The 17,596-nt window shown below is 42.7% G+C and carries 18 protein-coding genes; 11 read left to right on the forward strand and 7 right to left on the reverse strand.

All coding sequences use genetic code 11. The features are described from left to right. A complete protein-coding gene (yjeH, locus tag H5164_RS10355; RefSeq protein WP_182755951.1) occupies nt 1–1,284 on the reverse strand; it encodes an L-methionine/branched-chain amino acid transporter in 1,284 nt (427 codons plus the stop codon). Between the two features lie 173 nt (nt 1,285–1,457). On the opposite strand from yjeH, the gene H5164_RS10360 reads away from it, so the two are divergent. Further along, nucleotides 1,458–1,886, forward strand: coding sequence for an Lrp/AsnC family transcriptional regulator (locus H5164_RS10360; RefSeq protein WP_124017408.1), 429 nt, complete (start codon nt 1,458–1,460; stop codon nt 1,884–1,886). Nucleotides 1,887–1,945: 59 nt separating this feature from the next. On the opposite strand, the gene H5164_RS10365 is transcribed toward H5164_RS10360, so the two are convergent. Continuing rightward, a complete protein-coding gene (locus H5164_RS10365; RefSeq protein ID WP_124017407.1) occupies nt 1,946–2,779 on the reverse strand; it encodes an HDOD domain-containing protein in 834 nt (277 codons plus the stop codon). 223 nt (nt 2,780–3,002) lie between these two features. On the opposite strand from H5164_RS10365, the gene menD reads away from it, so the two are divergent. Genes menD through menE form a run of 4 tightly spaced genes read left to right on the forward strand, consistent with a single transcriptional unit; the run spans nt 3,003 to nt 8,153 of the window. Continuing rightward, entirely contained in the window at nt 3,003–4,742 is a 1,740-nt protein-coding gene (gene menD, locus H5164_RS10370) for a 2-succinyl-5-enolpyruvyl-6-hydroxy-3-cyclohexene-1-carboxylic-acid synthase (RefSeq protein WP_182755953.1), read from the forward strand. Continuing rightward, nucleotides 4,724–5,554: a 2-succinyl-6-hydroxy-2,4-cyclohexadiene-1-carboxylate synthase gene (menH, locus tag H5164_RS10375; protein ID WP_182755955.1), complete on the forward strand. Its 831-nt coding sequence runs from the start codon at nt 4,724–4,726 to the stop codon at nt 5,552–5,554. Before menD ends, menH begins: the two co-directional genes overlap by 19 nt. Next, complete coding sequence (gene menC / locus H5164_RS10380; RefSeq protein ID WP_182755957.1) at nt 5,554–6,648, forward strand: o-succinylbenzoate synthase; 1,095 nt, start codon at nt 5,554–5,556, stop codon at nt 6,646–6,648. The genes menH and menC overlap by 1 nt, the downstream gene beginning before the upstream one ends. A 2-nt stretch (nt 6,649–6,650) precedes the next feature. Continuing rightward, entirely contained in the window at nt 6,651–8,153 is a 1,503-nt protein-coding gene (menE, locus tag H5164_RS10385; protein WP_182755959.1) for an o-succinylbenzoate--CoA ligase, read from the forward strand. Nucleotides 8,154–8,312: 159 nt separating this feature from the next. On the opposite strand, the gene rpoH is transcribed toward menE, so the two are convergent. The 4 genes from rpoH to ftsY form a co-directional block, all read right to left on the reverse strand. Further along, complete coding sequence (gene rpoH / locus H5164_RS10390) at nt 8,313–9,170, reverse strand: RNA polymerase sigma factor RpoH (protein ID WP_124017402.1); 858 nt, start codon at nt 9,168–9,170, stop codon at nt 8,313–8,315. Between the two features lie 263 nt (nt 9,171–9,433). Then, entirely contained in the window at nt 9,434–10,399 is a 966-nt protein-coding gene (gene ftsX / locus H5164_RS10395) for a permease-like cell division protein FtsX (RefSeq protein ID WP_124017401.1), read from the reverse strand. Then, nucleotides 10,396–11,082: a cell division ATP-binding protein FtsE gene (gene ftsE, locus H5164_RS10400; protein WP_124017400.1), complete on the reverse strand. Its 687-nt coding sequence runs from the start codon at nt 11,080–11,082 to the stop codon at nt 10,396–10,398. Before ftsE ends, ftsX begins: the two co-directional genes overlap by 4 nt. Nucleotides 11,083–11,085: 3 nt before the next feature. Further along, nucleotides 11,086–12,798 (reverse strand): signal recognition particle-docking protein FtsY, encoded by a 1,713-nt coding sequence (gene ftsY / locus H5164_RS10405; RefSeq protein ID WP_182755961.1) that lies wholly within the window; start codon nt 12,796–12,798, stop codon nt 11,086–11,088. Between the two features lie 181 nt (nt 12,799–12,979). Between ftsY and rsmD the strand changes: the two genes are divergently transcribed. Together rsmD and H5164_RS10415 are read left to right on the forward strand one after the other, a co-directional pair. Then, nucleotides 12,980–13,579, forward strand: a complete 600-nt coding sequence (gene rsmD, locus H5164_RS10410; protein WP_182755963.1) for a 16S rRNA (guanine(966)-N(2))-methyltransferase RsmD — start codon at nt 12,980–12,982, stop codon at nt 13,577–13,579. A 4-nt stretch (nt 13,580–13,583) separates the two neighbouring features. Beyond that, nucleotides 13,584–13,883 carry a hypothetical protein gene (locus H5164_RS10415; RefSeq protein ID WP_182755965.1) on the forward strand — a complete coding sequence of 100 codons (300 nt, stop codon included), beginning with the start codon at nt 13,584–13,586 and terminating at the stop codon, nt 13,881–13,883. An 80-nt stretch (nt 13,884–13,963) separates the two neighbouring features. Here H5164_RS10415 and H5164_RS10420 read toward each other — a convergent pair whose 3' ends face one another. Further along, a complete protein-coding gene (locus H5164_RS10420) occupies nt 13,964–14,527 on the reverse strand; it encodes a NapC/NirT family cytochrome c (RefSeq protein ID WP_124017396.1) in 564 nt (187 codons plus the stop codon). 529 nt (nt 14,528–15,056) lie between these two features. Here H5164_RS10420 and H5164_RS10425 point away from each other — a divergent pair. From H5164_RS10425 to H5164_RS10440, 4 genes are all read left to right on the forward strand, one after another. Continuing rightward, nucleotides 15,057–15,803, forward strand: a complete 747-nt coding sequence (locus H5164_RS10425; RefSeq protein ID WP_182755967.1) for a PepSY domain-containing protein — start codon at nt 15,057–15,059, stop codon at nt 15,801–15,803. Next, complete coding sequence (locus tag H5164_RS10430; protein ID WP_182755969.1) at nt 15,803–16,528, forward strand: PepSY domain-containing protein; 726 nt, start codon at nt 15,803–15,805, stop codon at nt 16,526–16,528. The genes H5164_RS10425 and H5164_RS10430 overlap by 1 nt, the downstream gene beginning before the upstream one ends. A gap of 248 nt (nt 16,529–16,776) precedes the next feature. Further along, on the forward strand, nt 16,777–17,145 hold the full coding sequence (locus H5164_RS10435; RefSeq protein WP_182755971.1) for a hypothetical protein: 369 nt from the start codon (nt 16,777–16,779) through the stop codon (nt 17,143–17,145). 105 nt (nt 17,146–17,250) lie between these two features. Beyond that, nucleotides 17,251–17,589 carry a heavy metal-binding domain-containing protein gene (locus tag H5164_RS10440; RefSeq protein ID WP_220492552.1) on the forward strand — a complete coding sequence of 113 codons (339 nt, stop codon included), beginning with the start codon at nt 17,251–17,253 and terminating at the stop codon, nt 17,587–17,589. The last annotated feature ends 7 nt before the right edge of the window (nt 17,590–17,596 follow it).

The raw sequence follows: 17,596 nt of genomic DNA on the forward strand, positions 1-17,596 counted from the left end.
TTAGCCTTGGGTATTACTCATTAAATACTTACGCGTAAGATGGGCTTTTTGCCAAAACATAAACGGCGCAATCACTAACACCAATACCGTGGCGTAAATCATATTACTGCCAAGGGCAATGCCCAAACCAATACAAAACACACAACCTGCAATAACTAATGGCAAATATCGTTTACTGAGTAATTTAGCCGCTGACAACATCGCCAGTAAGTAAATAATCACAAAAACGCCATTGCTCCATGCAATTAAGTCTTCTAATTCTTGCGAGCTAAAATAGGTAACAACAATCACCACCGCCATTGAGCCCAAAATCGCAAACAAGGCTCTAAAAGGGACTCCATGTGGGTTTAACTTGTCGAAATAGCGCGGCAAAATACCTTCTTTACTAAAACTCCACAATAAACGGGCGGCACTGGCAGCATAGACATTGACCGTGGCTAAACCGCTGGCTATGCCTAAAATACCAATAATATAGGCGCCATATCCACTGAGAAAAGTGTTTGATAATAAATAATCAAATGCCGATATCATGGCTAAGCCGGCACCCTCTGTTGGCACCATGAGAAGTAAAAACGTGCAGGCTAAGTAGATAACCCCTACCAATACCGTGCCCATCATCATGGCAGGCAGCAAATCTTTATCCGGCTGACGAAAATCACTGGCCAAATGCGTCATGGCTTCGATGCCTAAAAAGCTCCAAAAACCAATGCCCATGGCTAACATCACCCCACTAAATTGCGGATGGCTACTGTGGGCAAAGTTTTCTAGCTGCCCAACATTTAAGCCACTGGCTCCAAATAATATTGCCACAACCGCAACAATCAATAGTGTCAGCATAAACTGTAACTTTGCCGACACTTGAATACCTTTAATATTGAGCAGCAATAACACAGCAACAATCAATAACTCTGCGGCTAATTGACCTAGCCCTGATATTGATATCAGTGCTTCTAAAAATTGAAAGGTCATCAAAATTGCAGCAGGTGCCCCAATGGGGATGACTAATAAAAAGATCAGTCCAATGGTTCTCCCTGCGGTTGCGCCAAATGCCTTTTCAATAAAGTAAGCAGGACCAGAAGCATGAGGAAAACGACTGGCTAACAAACCAAATACTAATGCGACAGGGATAATTGCTACCGTTAAGAGTAACCATGCTAATAACGAGGCTGAACCCGCTACCTCTATGGTCATTTGCGGCAAAATAAATACCCCGGTACCTAACAAAGTGGTGGCCATTAAGCCTGCACCTTGCCAGCGGCCTATTGTTGCATTCATTTGATTCATTATTTTATTCTTACTGAAATAGGTGGCGACATTATAAGGCCAAACAGCAAAACATTCTGCGGGTTAATTGGCTCAAGTTGCTTTACTAAACCGACATAATGACGGAAAAGTGACAACTTTCCATCATAATGACAGAATAGAACGATAGTACTCAATTACTGAGATATAAATCATTGGATAAATTTGATAAAGCGATTGTAAGCGAATTACGCCTCAATGCTCGGCAGAGCATTTCGTTTATTGCCGAAAAAGTGAGTTTATCGCGCAGCGCTGTGACAGAACGAATCAAGAAGTTGGAGCAAACGGGTGTTATCCGTGGTTATCAGGTTTTACTGAGTGAGTCGCAAAAGCAAGGAGTATCAGCCTACTTTGAAATTCAGCATCGTTGCGCCCGTTGCGCTGAAGTGATTCATATTTTTACCACAATACCGGAAGTGATTACCTGCCAAGGCATCACAGGAGACATGGATTTACTGGTCTATGTACATGCTAACTCAATGCAGCGATTGCATGAAATCCGTGAATTTATCGATGCTCAGGCTGACATAGTCAAAATAAAAACTCATGTGGTATTAAGCGAGTGGATTAACAATCAAGCATAAAAAAAGCTCTGTATAAAAAAAGCTCTGTATAAACAGAGCTTAATAGTTAAGTCTCGTGACTAGGCTAATTGTTTACCTATCTCTAAACCCTTACCGCGTAATTCATCGAATCGGTCGGCTAATCCATCCATATCCATCTTGATGATACCCGCTTCATGATTGGCCTTTCCGGCTAACCAAGCAGTAAAAGATTCTTCATCTCGATCATCATCCCAGTGACGAAAGACTTGGTGCGATAAATAAATCACCGAAGCAAGTTTAGATGCAGGTTTTGCCGCTAACGGATCTCGTTGATATTGAATGCCTTGTACCAATGATGGCGTAAATTTCCAGGTCTTAGCTAATAATGCCCCGACAGCAGGAGAGTCAAAGCCGAGTAATTCGGTTTCAAGTTGCTGCTTATCCCCACCCGCTTGCACTGCGAGTCGAATGTTAGCTGACATCTTAGGCTCAACGACAGCAATTAATAAATCGCCAATATTATGTAAAATTGCGCAGGTAAAGGCTTCATCTGGAGGAACACCACAGCGCTTAGCCATTTCTTGCGCATATAGCGCCTCTTCAAATGTCTCGCCCCAAAAATCAGCTAAGTCAACACCATCAACATTGGGAATGGCACCAATTACCGCAGAAGCAATAACTAAGGTTCGTAAGGTTTGCATGCCTAAGCGGATCACGGCTTCATCTATACTGCCTACTTCGCGGCTTCGCCCAAAATGGGCAGAATTAGCGAGTCTTAATACCCTTGCACTAATTAAAGGATCTTGAGCAACTTTCGCAGAAATACTTTTTACCGTGCTATTGTCATTGTTTACCGCATCTAACAGCTCACTAACCGCTTTAGGTAAACGGGGTAATTCATCGACTCGTTTTAATAATGCCGCTGATTCCATATTTATAGTGTCCTTGTTGTTATTGTTTTTAATGTCTTATTTAAATCATATTAGTAACTGTAGTACAACAAAAATAAAACAAGACCGAATATGGCTGCTGTTTGATTGAAACGTTAAGCATTTTTTTCGTCATTTTTGGATAAAAACCTGCACTAAATCTTAGATGTAACGCTAACTTAGCGTTACACTAATATTCGATTATTTATTTGTAATATGAGCCGATATGCAACAACAAACCAGCGCCGATATGAATTTGTTATGGGGTCAATTGATCTTGGAGGAACTGGCACGCTTAGGAGTTAAGCATGTCTGTATGGCACCAGGTTCTCGCTCTACTCCGTTAACATTGGCCGCTGCGAGTCAAACCTTACTGACACGCCACATTCATTTTGATGAGCGTGGATTAGGTTTTATGGCCCTCGGACTGGCAAAGGCTAGTAATGCGCCTGTTGCCATCATTACCACTTCAGGTACTGCGGTGGCAAACCTTTACCCGGCCATTGTAGAAGCATGGTTAACCCATGTACCTTTGATTATTTTATCGGGTGACAGACCGCCTGAATTGATTGATTGCGGTGCTAATCAATCGATTATTCAGCCCGCCATATTTGCGCAATATGCCAAGCAAGTTAATTTACCGACGCCTGATCTGGGTTATCCGGCGAGTGCATTACTGAGTACTATTGATCACGCTGTGGCCAACCAGCATCAACCAGTACACATAAATTGTATGTACCGCGAGCCTCTATACCCCGCTGAATTGGTCACATTAGCTCATGTGAAGAAAACGGCTAGTGTAACAACATCAACGTATCTTGCGCCCTTAAACCAATGGTTTGAAACCACAAAGCCACTGACTCGTTATGCTCGTCCAGCCAGTGCTGAGTTACCGTCTACCGACACCTTAATGCGCTTTGTTCATGGTAAAGGCGTGATAGTAGTAGGAACTTTAGCTCCAGAGGATAATGCTCAGCAAATCGTCGCATTAGGGCAAAAGTTGGGCTGGCCAGTATTGGTCGATGCGCAATCACAATTGCGCCAGCATCCTGGGGTAATTGGTCACGTTGATCAGTTATTATTAAACGCTAAAGCCAACAAACAACTTGAACAAGCTGAGCGGATATTAGTGTTTGGTGGGCGATTTATTTCCAAACGATTAATTCAATATATTGCCCAGCAAAATTGGCATAGCTATTGGCAAATAGGTAAGTACAGCGATCGTTTAGATCCGGCCCATCAAGCTAAAGATTTTTTCCAAGCCAGTGTTCAAGCCGTATGCCAGCTCCCTTGGCCACGCTCATCACAGGCCAACTGGGCATTAGCATTATTACCGCTAAATGAGTCGTTAGAGTCGCTACTGAAACAACAAATAGACAATACAACCTTTGGTGAAGCGCAAGTGATACGTGCAATCGCTTTAGCGCAAACAGACCAAGATGTACTGTTTATTGGTAATAGTTTACCGATTCGCCTCTATGATATGTATGCGCCAATTGCCACTAACACACCGGCAATTTATACCAATCGTGGCGCGTCGGGTATTGATGGTTTAATTGCCACCGCTTGTGGTATTGCTGCAGATAAAAATGCACCAACTACCCTAGTTATGGGCGACTTGTCTTGCTTGCATGATTTCAATTCATTGGCACTCTTGAAGCAAATGACTCAACCATTTGTGCTGGTTATTCTCAACAACGATGGCGGCAATATCTTTAATTTATTGCCTGTGCCTAATGAAAGCCTGCGTAATGATTTTTACCGCTTAAGCCATGGTTTAGAGTTTGGCTATGGTGCCGCCATGTTTGGTTTGGCATATCGACAAGCAGATGACATTGAATCGTTTAATCAGGCTTATCATGAAGCCTTTGAGTTCAATTGTGCGTCAGTCATTGAAGTTAATGTCAGCCCAACTCAAGCGAGCGATCAAATAACGCAAATCAACCAATGGGTGAAACAACACTAATGGTGATGATCCGTCGTTTTGGCCAACCACAATTACCCGCATTACTCATGCTGCATGGTTTTTTGGGCAGCAAAGACGACTGGTCTATTTTAATGCCACGTTTAAGCCAATATTTTCATTGTATTTGTATTGATTTACCTGGTCATGGCGAGAATATCGACACTTTAAAGTCGCCGGGGTTGCACCAAGCAGCAAAGCTGATAGTCAATAAAATACATGCCATGGGCTATAGGCAGTTTCATTTACTCGGCTATTCTCTTGGGGGTCGAATTGCACTGCATATTGCCGATGACTTTGCAGATTCACTCTTAAGCTTAACCCTCGAATCTGCTCATCCTGGTTTGCAAGACTCTCAGCAGCAAGCGGCTCGATCACAAAGCGATAACCTGTGGGCGAACAAACTCAAGTATTTACCCATAACGGACTTTCTCAGCCTGTGGTATCAGCAAGCTGTTTTTAGCGACTTGAGTAAACATCAAAAACAACAACTTATCGCTATACGGCGGATTAACGATCCCCAACGCTTGGCTAATTGCTTCATAACAACCTCACTGAGCTTGCAACAAGACTGTCGAACGGTGCTTGAGCGCCTTAACTGCCCGTGTCATTTTATTTATGGTGTAGATGATAAAAAGTTTGCACAAGTGGCTATCGATTGGCAGGCTTCACTCGCCGATTCTGCTCAACACTTACAACTAAAGCCATTGCATGCCGCAGGGCATAATATTCACAGCCTGCACCCTGACTTATTTACCGATACCTTACTGGCGTTATTATGCCCAGAACCGTTAACCGGTTTAAAGGAGCGATAATGTCATTACTTGACCACTTAACCATCAGCCGTTGTAGCCTGTATCAGTATCAAATTGAGCTTACCCCTTACTTACCTGTAGGTAAGCAACGAATTGATTGTCGTAAAGGCTTGGTGCTCGAGATCCAACTCAATAACCAGCAAACAACTTGGGTTGAAATCGCGCCTCTGTCAGGCTTGGACATTAATAGCCAAGTGATCAGCGGGTTTAGCCAAGAATCCCTTGCTGAGGTGCTATGGCAACTGCAGCATGTGTTAGCAAATTTAATTGATCAACCCTTGGCGATATTAAATGACATGGCCCAGCAGATGTCGCTACCATCGCTAGCATTTGCATTGAGCTTATTGGATGCAAAATTAACTCATAAATTGCCTATTCGCATCGATAATCCTCATACTCAATCAGCTGTAGTTCCATTACTTTATGATGGTATGTCAATCGAGGTTATGACCCAAAAGCTCCTAACACAAGGCGACATAAACAGCGTTAAAGTTAAAGTGGCTCAAACCGACATGGCAAGCGAGATCCAATTTGTGTATCAAATACTGGCTATCGCACCGCACGTCACTTTACGTTTAGATGCCAATGCAGGCTTTAGTCTTGAACAAGCTATCGACTTTTTAGCCTGCTTACCCAAACACAAAATTGAATATATTGAAGAGCCTTGCATTAACCCTAACGATAATCGACAAATATATCGCCAATTAGGGATTAAATATGCGCTTGATGAATCACTCAACTCGCCTCAGTTTGATCTAGATGTCGCCTTACAACAACCCGGTTTAGGCGCATTAATCATCAAACCCATGTTATTGGGTTCGCTGGAGAAATTGCAGAATATGATAAGCCAAGCTCATCTTGAGGGGGTACGTTGTATATTAAGCTCAAGCTTAGAAGCGAATATGGGCATTAACGACTTACGCTTGGTAAGCCAAGCTTTAACCCCTGATGAGTCACCGGGCCTTGATACATTAAGCGCCTTTACACAGCCCTTGCTGTTGGCTACATCAGAACTATCACCGCAACTCAATGAGCAAGTACTAGAGCCACTGATGCATATAGGCCAAGCACGTGACTCAAACAAGGTGAATTAATCATGATGTCACCTTTGCATAAAGCAGGGTTAAATTACCCGAACGCCATTGCCATTGAAGAGGCCACTTTAGACCAAGATGTGAACTCTCGTATTAACTACGCTCGCTTAAGTGGTTTAGTCCATCATGTAGGGCAACAATTACAAGCTCAAGGCGTCAAGCAAGGCGACATAGTGGCATGTTTATCCCACAATAATATTGAGATGATCTGTCTGTATTGGGCCTGCGTTGATGCTGGGTGGGTATTTTTACCTCTGTCGCCTAGATTTGCCGATATGCAGATCAATCAGCTTATTGAACGCTTTGATCTGCAATGGCTCTGGACCGATACTCCCACCAGAAAAACGCTAATAAAAATCCGCCATTGGCTCGATATCGATCTACCTAAAACCTTACCTCAAGGCGCCAGCCACAGCGCTGAAATATCACCCCATATAGCTTCAAACATTATTCTCACCTCTGGTTCAAGTGGCCCACCAAAAGCAGCGGTCCATTGTTTAAACAACCATCTGAGCAGCGCCAGAGGGTCTGCGAGCTTCATTGCTCTTAAGGTATCTGACACTTGGTTATTATCATTGCCACTATTTCACATTGGTGGTTTAGCCATTATTCATCGCTGCACCTTAGCCGGCGCCTGCATTGTGCTACGAAATTCCGCACAGCCACTGGCTGAGCAACTGACTGACAACCATATTACTCATGTGTCATTAGTGCCCACCCAAGCGATTCAGATACTGCAACAGCAACCTGATGCATTTGCCCATATCAGCGCCTTACTTTTAGGTGGTGGCGTCATAGAACCCGCTCTTATTGAGACGCTAAAGCAGCAAAACATTAATGCTTACACTAGCTATGGTATGACAGAAATGAGTTCGCAAATTACCACAGCGAAAGCGAATTTATTAGGCCATCATGGGTATCCTTTACCTTCGAGACAGCTTAGCTTGAAAGATGGCGTTGTTTACGTCAAAGGCGAGTGTTTATTTTTAGGCTATTTAACCGAGCAAGGGTTAACCTTACCATTAGATGATCAAGGCTGGTTTTGTACCAATGATAAGGGCCAATTAGATCCTGAAGGGCAGCTCAGTATTTTAGGGCGAGTGGATAACATGTTTATCTGTGGCGGTGAAAATATTCATCCAGAACAAATTGAAGCTGTGTTATTAAGCCATCCAAATGTCGCCCAGGCAATTGTATTTGCAGTAACCGATGCGACGTTTGGTCACTTACCTGGCGCTATTATTGATTATTGCGCAGTAGACAATAGCCATAACGTTGGGAGTAGCCATAGCCACCATTGTGACCATCATAAAATGGCGATCGATATAGACGTTGTCAACTTGCAACTGAGTCAGCTAGTAGAATCAACACTGGCACGCTTCAAGCGTCCTAGGCAGTTTTTTACCTGGCCACAAAATGTGGTTTCAAGTGGGTTAAAAGTGCCAAGAAAAAGCATTATTGCGGCAATTCAACCGCAGATAAACGCATCAAAAACAGCGCAGTAATTCATAGCGATACCCTAAACAAAGTGGCTATCAGCCATAGCAGTTTATTAGACTCACGTTACCTGCAACAGATAATGCCGCGTAAACGACACTGCAAATTTTAGCCATAAAAAAACCTGCCGTAGCAGGTTTTAATTGAGCAACAAACAGGCCGGAGTATTACTCCATGCAAGATTTAAGCTTGTTCATAGCATTTTTTTCTAGCTGTCTAATACGTTCAGCAGACACTTGATAAGTCGATGCAAGCTCTTGCAAGGTGACTTTATTATCATCTAACCAACGCGCACGTAATATGTGCTGACTGCGTTCATCTAAAGTTTTGATAGCTGATAATAAACGTGCTTGAGAATCAGCTTCCCAATTAGCATGTTCAACCTGATCGGCCAAATCTGAAGAATGATCTTCTAGATACAATGCTGGGGCAAAATCATGATTATCATCATCACTGTCATTGGTTAAGTCAAAAGCCGGATCTTGGGCTGCCATCCGCGACTCCATTTCGGTCACGTCAGCTTTCGATACTCCCAAATTCTCCGCAACCATAGTCACTTCAGCGTCACTAAACCAACCTAGACGTTTTTTAGATTTACGAATATTAAAGAATAACTTACGTTGTGCTTTTGTGGTCGCAACTTTCACAATACGCCAGTTTTTCAACACGTATTCATGAATTTCAGCTTTAATCCAATGCACGGCAAAAGACACCAGACGCACCCCGACATCAGGGTCGAAGCGTTTAACCGCTTTCATCAAGCCAATATTACCTTCTTGAATAAGGTCAGCCTGCGGCAAACCGTATCCTGAGTAACCTTTGGCAACATGCACAACAAAACGAAGATGGGACATAATTAGTTGCTTTGCAGCATGTAGATCGCCATTTTCTTGTAAACGCTTGGCGATGTCGTACTCGGTATCCGCATCCAACATGTTAATGCTGGTCACAGACTGGATGTACGCTTCTAGACTGCTAGTGCTGTGTGGTACAGCCAGCGCCATTGATTGCGTTTGATAAGTCATTCGCTCTCCTACTACATTCAAAAATATATTTCAGCTAACTCAATACGATGAGTCGAGTCTGTTAGTTCACAACACTATCAGCTAACAACACTGTAGTTGAGAAAGAAACGAGGCTCACTCGATTTAGCCGATAAACTATCAACTATATGACATCATATGTCAAATAAGGTTCAACTAGGTGAACATTTTTACCGCAAGGTAGCCACAAAGCAAGTGAACAAAGGTTCATTTATTATCAGCTGCTGATAATTATACGCCTGCTATTATGACGGTTCAATGCTACGTAAGTGCTGACGTACAGACAAATACGAACCCAACCAGCCTAAAAATGAGGCCAATAATACCAGCTTAATCAACTCAGAAAATGTTAATGCTTGAATCGTTAACTCACTACCGTATAAACCCAATAACTCGGCTAAAGCACCATCAAGATACCACACTAACACATTAATAATCAGCCACGCCAAAATCCCGCCTATCACGCCATACCAAATCCCAGTATATAAAAATGGCCGTTGGATAAAGGCTTCTGTCGCGCCGACGAGTTTCATGACTTCAATTTCGGTTCGACGATTCATGATCGCCAAACGAATGGTGTTACCAATCACTAATACCACTGCGAGTACTAATAAAGTGGCAATCGCTAGCACGGTTTTTTCAAGTAACTTAAGCAATGCTTGCAAACGTTCTAGCCATTCAATGTCTAAACGACCAAAATCAACTTCGGATTCGCGTTCTAATTTTACCAATAACTCACGTGCACCTGTTGGACTAGAGTATTTAAGCGAGGGCGTTACCGTAACTACAGCAGGTAATGGGTTTTCATCTAAATATGAAAGCGCCTCACCAAATCCCGATAAACGCTGAAACTCTTCTAGTGCTTGCTCGCGACTAATGTAAGTGACTGATTCAACTTCACGAAAAGCTTTAATGCGCGACAATAGACTTTGAATAGATTGTTCACTGCGCCCTTTGTTAATAAATAATGAAATTTCTGCGGCACTGTTCCAAGACTGAGTGATATTTTCGGCATTTTTAACCAATACCTGCAGTGCAGCCGGTAAGCTTAAACTCACGCCCAATACAGCCATGGTCATAATAGATGACACTGGGTTGCGCCAAAGTTCGCCCATACTCGACATGCCTTGCTGCACATGACGAATAAAAAACATCACGATTCGGCCACTCAAGGGTAATTTACTTTGAGTAATACTCGGTTTTTTACTCATCGCATATTCTCCTCAGCAGCTGAACGTTCCCCACCAAGCATTCGTCCTTCACGCAGCGTAAAAGTACGGTATTTCATGCGCGCGATGAGACCTAAATCATGGGTGGCAATAAGCACGCTGGTACCTGAGTCATTAAAGGCCTCAAATAAGCGTAAAATATCCATCGATAATTTAGGGTCCAAGTTACCCGTAGGTTCATCGGCTAGCAGTAAAGGAGGCTTATTAACAATAGCGCGCGCGATACCGACGCGTTGTTGCTCACCACCAGACAGCATTATCGGTAAATGTCGTTCTTTGCCATATAAACCGACCATGTCGAGAGCACCTGCGACACGCTTACGAATTTCACCATGGGTAAAGCCTTCAATCACTAACGGTAAGGCGATATTGTCAAAGACAGTTTTATCCATCAGCAAGTGATGATTTTGGAAAATCATGCCGATATTACGTCGTAAATAGGGCACATGTTTCGGCCCTACATTCGCAATATTATGCCCATTAATAGACACCTTACCTGCCGTGGCACGTTCAATCACGGTAATCAATTTGAGCAAAGTGCTTTTACCGGCACCAGAATGGCCAGTTAAAAAGGCCATTTCACCTTGTCGAAGATGAAAATTGACATCCATAAGGGCTTTTTGGCCCCCTGAATAGACTTTACTGACCTGCTCAAATTGGATCATATATTATTGGTCCGTTTTATCCTGACTAAATAATGCTTCAATAAAATCATTGGCGTTAAAAGTACGCAAATCATCAATTTGCTCACCCACACCAATATGGCGGATCGGAATAGAAAATTTATCGGCAATCGCAAAAATAACCCCACCTTTGGCGGTACCATCTAACTTACTGATGGTAATACCGGTCACACCAACCGCTTCTTTAAAGAGTTGTGCTTGGCTAATGGCATTCTGCCCGGTACTCGCATCCAAGGTTAGCATCACTTCATGGGGAGCATCAGGGTCGAGTTTTTTCATTACTCGCAATACCTTTTTTAACTCTTCCATTAAGTGGCTTTTATTCTGTAAACGCCCAGCGGTATCGGCGATCAATACGTCAACTTTACGTGCTTTAGCAGCTTGTAAGGCATCAAATATGACTGAAGCACTGTCAGCACCAGTATGTTGTGCCACTACCGGAATATTATTGCGCTGCCCCCATACTTGTAACTGCTCTACCGCTGCTGCGCGGAAAGTGTCACCCGCAGCTAACATGACAGATTTACCTTGGCTTTGATACTGTTTAGCGAGCTTACCTATGGTGGTGGTTTTGCCCACGCCGTTGACACCAATCATTAAAATAACAAACGGGCCATTAGCATTTTCGGCAACCAAAGGAACGGCTACCGGATCGAGCATTTTTTGCATTTCTTCACGCATTAAATCATAAAGTGCTTCGGCATTTTTAAGTTGTTTACGTGATGCATGTTCGGTGAGGCTTTTGATCAATTTAGTCGTCGTTTCTACGCCAACATCGGCAATCAATAATTGTTCTTCAAGTTCTTCAAATAACTCATCATCAATTTTTTTACCGCGGAAAAAGCCAATGAAACCTGAACCGATATTTTCACTGGTGCGCATCAAGCCACGCTTTAAACGGGCAAACATACCTTCTTTCTGCGGTTTAGCTTGAGGCTCATCTTGTTCTTCTAACGCAATCGACTCTATTGGAGCCTGTTGCTCAACTAACTGCTCGGCGGCTAGCGCTTCAGTAGCTAAGATTTGCGCAGCAATATGCTCGGCCTCAATACGGGCTTGCTCTGCTTGCTCATGCTCAAGCCGTTGTTGCTCCGCCTGTTCGGCTGCCAGCTTTTGGGCTGCTAACACTTCTGCGGCCTGACGTTCTGCTGCAATTCGAGCGGCCTCAAGACGATCAGCCTCAACACGAGCCTGCTCTGCTTGCTCATGCTTAAGCCGTTGTTGCTCCGCCTGTTCGGCTGCCAGCTTTTGGGCTGCTAACACTTCTGCGGCCTGACGTTCTGCAGCAATACGAGCGGCCTCAAGACGATCAGCCTCAATACGAGCCTGCTCTGCTTGCTCATGCTCAAGCCGTTGTTGCTCCGCCTGTTCGGTTGCCAGCTTTTGGGCTGCTAGCACTTCTGCGGCCTGACGTTCTGCAGCAATACGATCAGCCTCAATACGAGCTTGCTCAGCGCGTTCATTGTCTAGACGCTGATGCTCGAGGCGCTCATGTTCGATACGCTCAAGTTCCAGTCGCTCGGTTTCTTCTATACGGGCGGTGTCATCGGCTTGCTTGTGCAGCTCAGCATGTTGGGGTTGTTCAGTAGCCTCTGTAGCAATGTCATGCTGTTTATCAACATCAAGCTGTTGTTGATCTTCACCTTCAGGGACGGGCTTATCTTTACGAAACCAGGAAAAAAAACCTTTCTTTGCCATGTTTGCTACCAGTATTTATATGCTTAAAAATTCAGTTGAAGCCGTTTGTTGCATCTCTAACCAGTAAAATGATGAATACTCACATTTAATCACAAGTTTGATATAAAATAACGACGGTTCAGATTGTGGCATAGTCTACCACTTTCTTTTTTCTTTGTTCAGGCAAAATCACGAGGATGAGATGGCTAAAAAAAATACCAGCAGCGGTCAGGTGCGGATTATTTCAGGTCAATGGCGATCTCGAAAGCTACCCATACATGATCTTGAAGGTTTACGCCCAACAACCGATCGTGTGCGCGAGACCTTATTTAATTGGCTTGCTAACGATATTCGTGGCGCCAGAGTACTTGATTGCTTCGCTGGCAGTGGCGCATTATCCCTCGAAGCTTTATCCCGTTATGCCAGCTTTGCAACCATGATTGAACTGCAAAAAAATGCGGCTAATCAGCTAAAACAAAATCTTGCCACCCTGCAATGCCAAAATGCAGAGGTTATTAATGGCGATAGTTTACAAATACTTGCAAAAGGCACTACAACAGGATTTGATATGGTGTTTATCGATCCGCCGTTTCGTAAAGATTTAGTAAACAACACCATTGAGTTATTGATGCAACATCAATGGTTAAACCCCAATGCACAAATTTATCTCGAAACCGAATCAGAATTGACCTCATTCGATGTGCCAGCAACCTGGGTTGCCTTAAAAGAAAAAAAGGCAGGTCAAGTATGTTATCGACTGTACCAATACCAGCCGAACAATACCGAATTATCGGCCGATTAAGTCAATGCCGATATCAATAAACGATATTGTACTTATTGGTAAAACGGCTACTTTGTCGATGTGGTGTTTGATGGCTTACGGCTGGTTTATTTTCAGCGCAGACGTTTGGCTCTTTATTAATGTATTAGCCTGTATTACCGCGGTGATACACCTGCTACTAGTACTCATCACATTCTTAAAAAATCCCCGTAACAACAAGCCTGCGGCACATTATCGGGCAATTTTACTTTGGGGAGTATTTGCGCTATTTGAGCACTATCATTCACAGCACTCTAGCCCGCTTATTAACAGCATCAACAAATAATCAAACGGTGATAAGCTGAACCATTGGTATAAAAAAACCTCGTTATTTAACGAGGTTTTTTAGTTAACAATATCGGCACATTACTTTTTAGGATAAGGATGCGCGACACCTTTATGACAATCGACACAGGTCTTTCTGTCTTCTGGTGCTTTTTTAAAGTTCATACTGTGCATTCTTACGGCCATTTTCTTCATCGTATCTGGCTGATCTTCATAAATACGAGTATGGCAATGGCGACAGTTAGCTGAATCATTTCCGCGAAAGTATTCTAATGCTAAATCAGCTTGTTCTTTACGGTTTTCATCTAACCATTCTTGCGTCATAAAGCCATCAATGGTCATTAAACCAATTAAATCTTTAGACACAATAATTTTTTTAACTAAATAATCAAATGGGCCATGTGGTAAATGACAATCTTGACATTGCACTGTGACACCTGCTCTACCACCACCATGAGCTGACGCCATAACCTCATCTCTTAACGAATGGTCACGGTGACATGTCATACAAAAAGCATCGGTACTTGTTGCATGCAAAGTTTGTTGTGTTGTGAAATAACCTACGACACCCACTATTACACCAACCACTATAAGGGCAATAATCGAGTACTTCGCGCTTGGTTTAAATAGTGCACGCCAGTTCATTGTTCAATCTCCGTAATAGCAAAAAAGGAATTTCTAATATTTATAAGTCTAGTTTAGGATTATTCGAAATTATAAAATTGATTTTAGTCGCTATTTTGAGAATTATTTATCTAAAAAATGTCTAAAGTGCGAGCTAGGTCTCGACTTTTGCACATACATGACCGAAATAAATATCGATGACTAAATTTAGTTAACCAAGCGGTCAATAAAGATAATGCTCAGCGACAAAATGAGTTAAATGCCACCTAATTTGACTACGGGTATAAGCCTTCGCCCTTGCCTCGCGGCTGATAACACTTAAGGCAAAATATTAACCACAGCAAATTTAAGTCAATGCATTTTCTTTGATAAAGGTACGGCTATTGTCGTCCGTTGACAGCACTTGTTTAGCTTCACGATTAACATAAATTGCTGCAAACTATGAGTCACTTAACCGCTAATGCTAACTCGATGGTCATTTAAAGCCTGATTGACTCGCATAAAACGCTTTTTAACCAAACCAACAACAAAAATAATAAGGTTAATTTGAATGCATAAAACTGCAAGAACACTCCATAAATGGCTAATGCTTTTTCTCGGGCTACAGTTCGTTATTTGGTCAGTGACAGGAACATATATGGTGTTTATGCATATTGACTATATTCATGGTGATTCGCTGATCAGTAACCCCCAAACAAAAATCAACCCCGATAAACTAGAGTATTCATTGGTAAAACTGTTACAAACTTACCCTAAAGCAGAGCAAATAAGCGTCGGTAAACTGATGCAACAAGACGTATACCGCTTTGCCATTCCAACCAAAACAGCAACTCAGCAGCTAATGCTAAATGCCCAGACAGGGGAACGTTTATCGCCACTTAATCAAACAACAGCCATTGCATTAGCCCAATATTATTACCTTGGTAATGAGCCGATTACCGACGTGAGTTTACTGACCGATAATCCGCCTTTTGAACTTAGTACTCGCCACTTACCTGCGTGGCGAATTAATTTCGACCACTTTTCCGCACCATCAATTTATATCTCTGCTGACAGCGGATTAGTAGTAGCAAAGCGCCATGCATTTTGGCGTTTATTCGACTGGATGTTTCGCTTTCATGTGATGGATTATGGCGATGCTGAAGAAATCGATAATCAATTATTATTCTGGATAGCACTGTTCTCAACTTTAGCTACCGTTAGCGGGTTAACCTTGACGTATTTCAGGGTATTACGTCGTACTAAAAACAAACGCAAGCCTATGTTGAGTAAGCGTAAACACAGTGGGGTTGCCTAATGCTTTGGGTCAGAAAACTGCATAAATGGGCATCTGTCATTGTAGGGATTCAGTTACTGCTATGGTTAATCAGCGGCCTATATTTTAATCTCATGGATCACAATAAAGCCCAAGGACGGACTCATCTTAACGATACTCACGCTGACGTGGTAATAGAAACTCATCGTTTGCTTGAACCTAGTACTATTTTGGCCACATTTAAGCCTAGCGTGTCACTGAACCTCATTACTTTATTAGGTAAGCCTTACTACTTATTAACCCATGAAAAAGGCTTATACAATAATCTCAACCATGACTACACCTTAGTTGATGCGTATGACGGTAACCCAGTCGTAATTGATACCACAATGGCACAACAGCTGGCCAAAGCGTCCTACTCCGGAGAGGCCGAAATCAGTTCAACTCGCTTACTCACCCCACCATTAGACGACTTTCCAAAACAGCACAATGACACTTGGCAGATAAACTTTGCCGATAACATTACCACCAGCGTGTATATTGAAGCGCAGTCGGGTCGACTCGTCGGCCACAGTGATGAACATACACGTTTAGCCGATGTATTTTTTATGCTGCACTTTATGGATTACACCAATCAAGGCAGTTTTAATAACATCCCTATTATGATGTTTGCATTTATCACTTTATGGTTAATCTTCAGTGGATTAATTTGGGTGATTGATATGCTCAAGCGCAACAGGTATCGGCTCAAACTAAAAGGTAAATAATGCCGTTTTAAACCTAAGTGGACCCTAAATTAATGAAATGGAATGTGTATCACACGATAATGGTCATAAAAGCGTTATCATCATTTTCAGATTAATGAATATAATGTGTTATTACTTGAAAGATGTTTACTGAAGTAAAGGTCTGTTAAGCTAACCCCATAAAACGACTTGGTTAAGGCTAAATGAGAGCAAAGCAGTCAAACTATTGGATCATTATAATCACTTTGTTCGCACTTGTCGGACAGGGGTTGCTGACTAATGACAGTTTGATGGTGCCAATGGCCCATGCAGAAATGGCTCAAAAAATGTCCGCTAACACTGACAACACCTCAACAACTATGACGCACGGGGCAATGAAGAATTGCCATGATATGCCAAGTGCTGTCAATAATGTGGATGAATCCATTGCTGCATCGTTACCGCAAACCAGCTGTTGTAATGGTTCCGGTGTTTGTAGTCCGGATTGTAACCACTGTTTGACTATTTCGTTTACCGCTAACCTAATTGATATGCCATTGGCGATGCTTAATATTCCGGTCTATCCTGCACCGCTTGCGATGGTTGTTAACCGTGTATCAATCGCTTTCCCTCCTGCGTTCCGCCCTCCTATCGCTTAATTCAATTGATCATTCTTGTGCGTTGAGCACAGTCAATACTATTGTTTTTTAGCGTTTATCATCATGACGATCGTCAGTATTATCATGATGAATATCGAGGTTATTATGAAAAAGTTACCATTTTTTAGCGTGCTATTAAGCGCATTCGTTGGTGTCATCATCCCAGCAGCTCTCACATCACCTGTTGCTTATGGCGCAGAGCACGATCATACCCAGCATCAGTCGCAAGCCAGTCAAACCTATACTTGCCCGATGCACCCTGAAGTGATCAGCGATAAAGAGGGACGCTGTCCCATCTGCAATATGTTCCTCGTCGTCAAAGAGGAGCAAGCTGAGTCCAGCGCTGGCGACACTCATCATCCAATGGCAAACATGCAGCATCCAATGACAAACATGCAAAACGCTATCCCAGTAGAACAAAGCATAGCAAACAAGTTTAATTGATTATTCT

Origin of the sequence: Shewanella sp. SG41-3, assembly GCF_014164545.1 — a bacterium.
In the GTDB taxonomy this organism is placed as follows: domain Bacteria; phylum Pseudomonadota; class Gammaproteobacteria; order Enterobacterales; family Shewanellaceae; genus Shewanella; species Shewanella vesiculosa.